We start from the raw sequence: 6,262 nt of genomic DNA, 5'->3' as shown, positions 1-6,262 counted from the left end.
CCACCCTCCCGCGTCACCGCGGCTGGGAGCCCCTCGTCCGCGGCGGCCTGGAAGTGCACACCGTCCCCGGTGGCCACCACGCCCTGATGCAGGACCCGCACCTCGCGCCCGTCGTCGAGCACCTGCGGGATGCGCTCACACAGGCAGCAGGCAGCGCCCCCCGTCAGGCCACGGGGCGCTGACTTCGGGCTTGGAGTGAAGTGGGGGACCCGCCGTCGCGGATCATCGCGACGGTGGGTCCGTTCGCGCGGCGCCCCTGATCCAGTTTCCAGGCATGAGCCCTCCGGATTCGACGGTGGCTCGCGGCCGTTTCAGGCGCGAGGCCCGGGGCCTGCCGCATCCGGCTTCAGGGAGGGGACTCCAGGAGCAGGTCTCGCTTCGGAGGACATCTGACGTCCTTCCCTCCCTGAACGCAGGGAGCCAGAGCAATTCCTAAAATACCTGAATTCATTCGGGCTTCCCGCAGGTCGCCCCCATGACAGGGCCTCCATGGGCGGAATAATCTCACCCACATGGATTTGACCCACCTCGCGCTTCTCCCGGGAGAGCGGCGCAGGGGGTCAATCCTGAATCAGCAGCAGGTCTGAGTTCTCGCGAGCGCCACCGCCCCGGGTGTCGCTCGCGCTGGCGTCCCCGAGCGCGGAGTACACGAGATGAGCAACGAGCTGTCGAAGCGGATCGCCAACCTCTCACCGGAGAAGCGCGCCGAGTTGCTCAAGAAGATGGCCGCGCAGAAGGCCGCCACGGGCAACGTCGTGCAAGGCCCCATCCCGGTGCAGGACCGCTCGCGCCCGCTGCCGCTGTCCTTCGCTCAGCAGCGCCTCTGGTTCATTGATCAGCTGCAGCCCGGCAGCCCTCTCTACAACGTGCCCATGGCGGTGCGCCTGGAGGGTCCGCTGGACGTGGCCCTGCTGGAGCGCGCGCTGCGCGAGGTGGTGCGCCGACACGAAGTGCTCCGGACGACCTTCCGCGAGGATGCCTCCGGTCCCGTGCAGGTGGTGTCGCCGGAGCCGGCGCTCACACTGGAGCGAAAGGACCTCACGGGCTCGCCGCCGGAAGAGGCGTGGCGGCTGGCGCGTGAAGCCGCGGCCCGGCCCTTCGACCTCGCGAAGGGTCCGCTGCTGCGCGCCCTGCTGCTGACGTCCGCGCCTGGGGAGCACCTGCTCGTGGTGGTGGTGCACCACATCGTCTCCGACGGCTGGTCCATGACGCTGCTGGTGCGCGAGGTGGCGCTGCTCTACGGCGCCTTCGCGCGAGGCCAGCCCGCACCCCTGCCGCCCCTGGGCGTGCAGTACGCGGACTTCGGCGTCTGGCAGCGCGAGTGGCTGCAGGGCTCGCGGTTGGAAAAGCAACTCAATTACTGGAAGCAGCAGCTGGCCGGAGTGCCCTCGGCGTTGGAGTTGCCTACCGACTTCCCGCGCCCCGCCACCCGCGACGGCCGAGGGGCTCGGCACGACGTGCTGCTGCCCCGCGAATTGACGGACGCGCTGAAGGTCCTGGCACAGCAGGAGGGTGCCTCCCTCTACATGGCGCTGCTGACGGGCTGGCAGCTGCTGATGGCCCGCTACTCCGGCCAGGAGGACGTCACCGTCGGCTCTCCCATGGCCGGCCGCACGCGCGGAGAGGTGGAGGGCCTCATCGGCCTCTTCGTCAACGCCCAGGTGCTTCGGACGCGGGTGACGGGCCGCGACTCCTTCCGCACGCTGCTGCGCCAGGTGCGTGAGACGGTGCTCGGGGCCCAGGAGCACCAGGAGCTTCCCATTGAGCGTCTCGTGGAGGAGTTGAAGCCCGAGCGCATCCCGGGGCGCACGCCCTTCTTCCAGGTGATGCTCACCTACCAGGCGTCCTTCCGCGGCGCGGCCTCCGTCGAAGGCGTGAAGCTGGAGGCGATGGAGCTCGACACCTTCTCCGCCAAGTTCGACTTGACGCTCCAGGTGCTGGAGACGGACGCGGGCCTCAAGGGCTACCTCGAATACACCACCGACCTCTTCACCCCCTCCACCGCCGCCCGCATGGCCGAGCACCTGCGCGTGCTCCTGCAGGAAGCCGTCGCGAAACCTGACCACCACGTGTCCTCGCTGCAGCTGCTCACGGGTGAGGAGCGCCAGCAGGTGCTGGTGGAGTGGAACGCCACGCGGGCGCCGTTCCCGGAAGCGTGCGTGCACTCGCTCTTCGAGGCGCAGGTGCGCGGTGCACCCGAGGCACTGGCCGCGGTGTTCGAGGGGATGCAGCTGACGTACGCGCAACTGGATGCGCGCGCCAACCAGCTCGCGCATGCCCTTCGTCAGCGTGGCGTGGGCCCGGAAGTCCGCGTCGCCCTCAGCGTCGAGCGTTCGCTCGATATCGTCATCGGCCTGCTCGGTATCCTGAAGTCCGGTGGTGCCTGGGTGCCCGTGGATCCGCTGCTGCCCCGTGAGCGTCTGGCCTTCATGCTGGAGGACAGCGCCGCGCAGGTGCTCGTCACGCAGCAGGCGCTGGTGGACCGTTTCCCGGAGGCGCTGCGTGACCGCGCGCTCTGCCTGGACACCGAGCGGAGTGCTCTCGCCGAGGCGCCGACGCATGCGCCCAGGACGGGCGTGACGCCCGCGAACATGGCGTACCTGCTCTACACGTCGGGCAGCACCGGCACGCCGAAGGGCACGGCGGTGGAGCACCGCAGCGTCGCCAACCTCGTCACCCACGAGGCGGTGGCGTACGGCATCGGGCCTGGCAGTCGCGTTTTGCAGTTCGCGAGCCTCAGCTTCGACCTGTCGGTGGAAGAAGTCTTCACCACGCTGTGCAACGGCGCCACGCTGGTGCTCGCGCCGCTGGAGAAGTTGATGCCGGGCGCACCGCTGCCCGTACTGTTGCGTGAGCAGCATCTCTCCGTTGTCAGCCTCACGCCCGCTGCACTCGCGGCCACGTCCTCCGAGGGACTCCCGGAGGTGCGCACCGTCATCTCCGGCGGTGAGGCCCTGCCCGCCGACGTCGTCGCGCGTTGGGCCCCGGGACGTCGCCTGCTCAATACGTACGGCCCTACGGAAGCCACCGTCATCGCCACGTTCGGTGAGGTGAGCGCGGATGGAAACGTGCCGGCCATCGGCAAGCCGCTGGCGAACGTGCGCGTTTATGTGCTCGACCCGCATGGGCAGCCGGTGCCCGTGGGCGTGCGCGGTGAACTGCACATCGGTGGCGTCGGCGTCGCGCGTGGGTACGCAGGGCGCCCGGGCCTTACCGCCGAACGCTTCATCCCGGACGCATTCTCCTCCACCCCAGGCGCTCGCCTCTATCGCACGGGCGACGTAGTGCGCTGGCGTGCCGATGGACAGCTGGACTTCGTCGGACGCATCGATGCCCAGGTGAAGGTGCGTGGCTTCCGCATCGAGCTGGGCGAAGTCGAGAACGCCCTGCGTGCCGCCCCGGGCGTGAAGGACGCCGTCGTGCTCGCCCGCGAGGACGCTCCGGGCGACAAGCGGCTCGTGGCTTACGTCGTGGGTGAAGCGCTCGACGTCTCCGCCCTCCGTGCTCACCTCAAGCAGCACCTGCCCGAGTACATGGTGCCCGCGGCCTTCGTCTCCATGGAGGCACTGCCGCTGACGTCCAACGGCAAGGTGGACCGCAAGGCGCTGCCCGCCCCGGACGCGGGCCTGCTTCGGGCCTCGCACGCCTACGAAGCGCCGGTGACGCCGCTGGAGGAGAAGCTCGCGGCGCTCTGGAGCGAGGTGCTGCGCGTGCCCACCGTGGGCCGCACGGACAACTTCTTCGAATTGGGAGGCCACTCGCTGCTCGCCACCCAGTTGGTGGCCCGTCTGCGCGCTGCTCTCGACGTGGAGTTGCCCCTCCGCGCCCTCTTCGAGGCCCCCACCATCGCAGCCCTTGTAGAGAGGTTGCAGCGGGTCTCCACCGGTACGCGCCTGCCGCCGCTGACGCGCACGCGCACCGAAGGCCCCCAGCCGCTCTCCTTCGCCCAGCAGCGTCTCTGGTTCCTCGACCAACTGGCGCCGGACGATGCTTCCTACAATCTCCCTGTCACCCTGCGCCTCCTGGGGCACCTGGACGTGGAGTCCTTGCGCCGCGCCTTCGAGGCGCTCGTGGCGCGTCACGAAGCCCTGCGCACCACCTTCTTCGAGCACGAGGGCCAGCCCTTCCAGCGCATCCATGCCCCGGCTGCGTGGGCCCTTCCGGTAGAGGACCTCTCCGGGTTGGAACAATCCGCGCGCGAAGCGGAGACGCTGCGACTTGCCACCCAGGAAGCCCGGCAGCCCTTCCACCTCGTCCACGGTCCGCTGCTGCGCACCGCCCTCCTCAAGCATTCAACGGACTCCCACGTCCTCCTCGTGACGATGCACCACATCGTCTCCGACGGCTGGTCCATGGGTGTCCTCATCCGCGAGCTGGCGAGCCTCTACGAAGCCTTCAGTGGAGGCCGGGCTCCCGCGCTTCCGCCGCTGCCGGTGCAGTACGCGGACTTCGCTCTCTGGCAGCGCCAGTGGCTGCAGGGTGAGACGCTGGACGCGCAGCTTGGCTACTGGAAGCGGCAGCTGGCTGGTGCCCCCGCCGCGCTGGAGCTGCCCACGGACCGCCCGCGGCCGCCCATCCAGTCCCGGCGTGGTGCCACGGTGCCCGTGCACTTCCCTTCGGAGCTGACCGACTCGCTGCGAGGCCTTGCGCAGCGGGAGGGCGCCACGCCCTTCATGCTGCTGCTCTCCGCCTTCCAGCTGCTGCTGTCCCGCTACTCCGGCCAGGACGACATCAGCGTCGGCTCCCCCATCGCCGGCCGCACCCACGCCGAGGCCGAGGGCCTCATCGGCTTCTTCGTCAACACGTTGGTGTTGCGCGCCCACGTGCGCCCGGAGGAGACGTTCCGTCAGCTGCTCTCCCAGGTGAAGGCCACCACCCTCGCCGCCTATGAGCACCAGCACGTGCCCTTCGAGAAGCTGGTGGAAGTCCTCCAGCCCTCGCGCGACTTGAGCCGCAGCCCTCTCTTCCAGGTGATGCTCGTCCTGCAGAATGCCCCCGCCGAGGCACTGCGCGTCCCGGGCATGGCTTTCCAACCCATCCCCCTGGAGGGCAACTCCTCCCGCTTCGATTTGGCCCTCACCCTCTTCGAGGTGCCCCAGGGCCTTACCGGCTTCCTCGAGTACAGCACCGACCTCTTCGACGCTTCCTCCGTCCAGCGTCTCATGGGCCACTTCGCTGTCCTCCTCTCCTCCCTCGCGGCCAGGCCTGACGCCCGCGTCTCCTCGTTGGAGATGCTGACCGCCTCCGAACGCCAGCAACTCCTCGTCGAGTGGAACGAGACGGACGTCGCCTTCCCGCGCGACACCTGCATCCACCACGTCGTCGCCGAGCAGGCCCGCAGTGCACCGGACGCTGTCGCCGTACGCATGGGCGAGCGGAGCGTCACCTACGCGGGCCTCGATGCCTGGGCCCACGGCCTTGCCGTCCGGTTGCACGCGGCGGGCGTCTCCCGTGGCGACCGTGTCGCCGTCCTCGCCGAGCGCTCCCCGGAGTTGGTGGCGGGCCTCTTGGCCATCCTCAAGGTGGGCGCCGCCTACGTCCCCGTCTCTCCCGGCGTCCCGCCGGAGCGCCTCGCCTTCATGCTGGAGGACAGTGCCGCTTCCGTCCTCCTCACCCAGCAGCACCTGCGTTCCTCTTTGCCTTCGCTCTCCGCTCGCGTCCTCTCTCTGGAGATAGAGGCGGGTGCGATTCGGCAGCCGCTGCCGGTGGCGCCCGTGGGCCCGGAGGATTTGGCCTACGTCATCTACACCTCCGGTAGCACCGGCAAGCCCAAGGGCGTCGCTGTCCAACACCGCGCGTTGATGAATCTCGTCTCCTGGCACCAGCGCACCTATTCGCTGACGCCTGACGACTCCACTGCCCTCACCGCTGGCGTCGCCTTCGACGCTTCCACCTGGGAGGTGTGGCCTTCGCTCGCCTCCGGCGCGAGCCTCGTCGTCCCGCCGGACGCCGTGCGTGCGGAGCCCTCCCAGTTGCTGCAGTGGATGGCCCGCGAAGCCATCACCACCTGCTTCATGCCGACGCCGCTGGCAGAAGCCGTGCTGCGTGAAGAGTGGCCTCGTCCCATGGCCCTCCGTGCGCTGCTGACGGGCGGAGACGCCCTGCACCACGGCCCGCCTCCCTCGCTGCCCGCCACCCTCTTCAACCACTACGGGCCCACCGAGAGCACCGTCGTCGCCACCTTCACTCCCGTCACTGCTTCCACGCGCGACGACGGCACGCGGCCTCCCCTGTCTCTTATACACCTCTGACGCTGCCGACG

General features: G+C 69.5%; 1 protein-coding gene. It reads left to right on the top strand.

The window, feature by feature from the left end:
• The first annotated feature begins 653 nt into the window (after window positions 1–653).
• On the top strand, window positions 654–6,251 hold the full coding sequence (locus tag D7W79_RS46555) for a non-ribosomal peptide synthetase (protein WP_244222184.1): 5,598 nt from the start codon (window positions 654–656) through the stop codon (window positions 6,249–6,251).
• Window positions 6,252–6,262: the final 11 nt, after the last annotated feature.

Source organism: Corallococcus exercitus, from assembly GCF_003611585.1.
Taxonomy (GTDB): Bacteria; Myxococcota; Myxococcia; order Myxococcales; family Myxococcaceae; genus Corallococcus; species Corallococcus exercitus.
Note: the sequence above shows the minus strand (reverse complement) of the source record. Positions and strands in the feature narration are given on the sequence as shown.

Coding starts and splice junctions, on each gene's coding strand:
- D7W79_RS46555 (WP_244222184.1), top strand. CDS start 654: ATGAGCAACGAGCTGTCGAAGCGGATCGCCAACCTCTCACCGGAGAAG.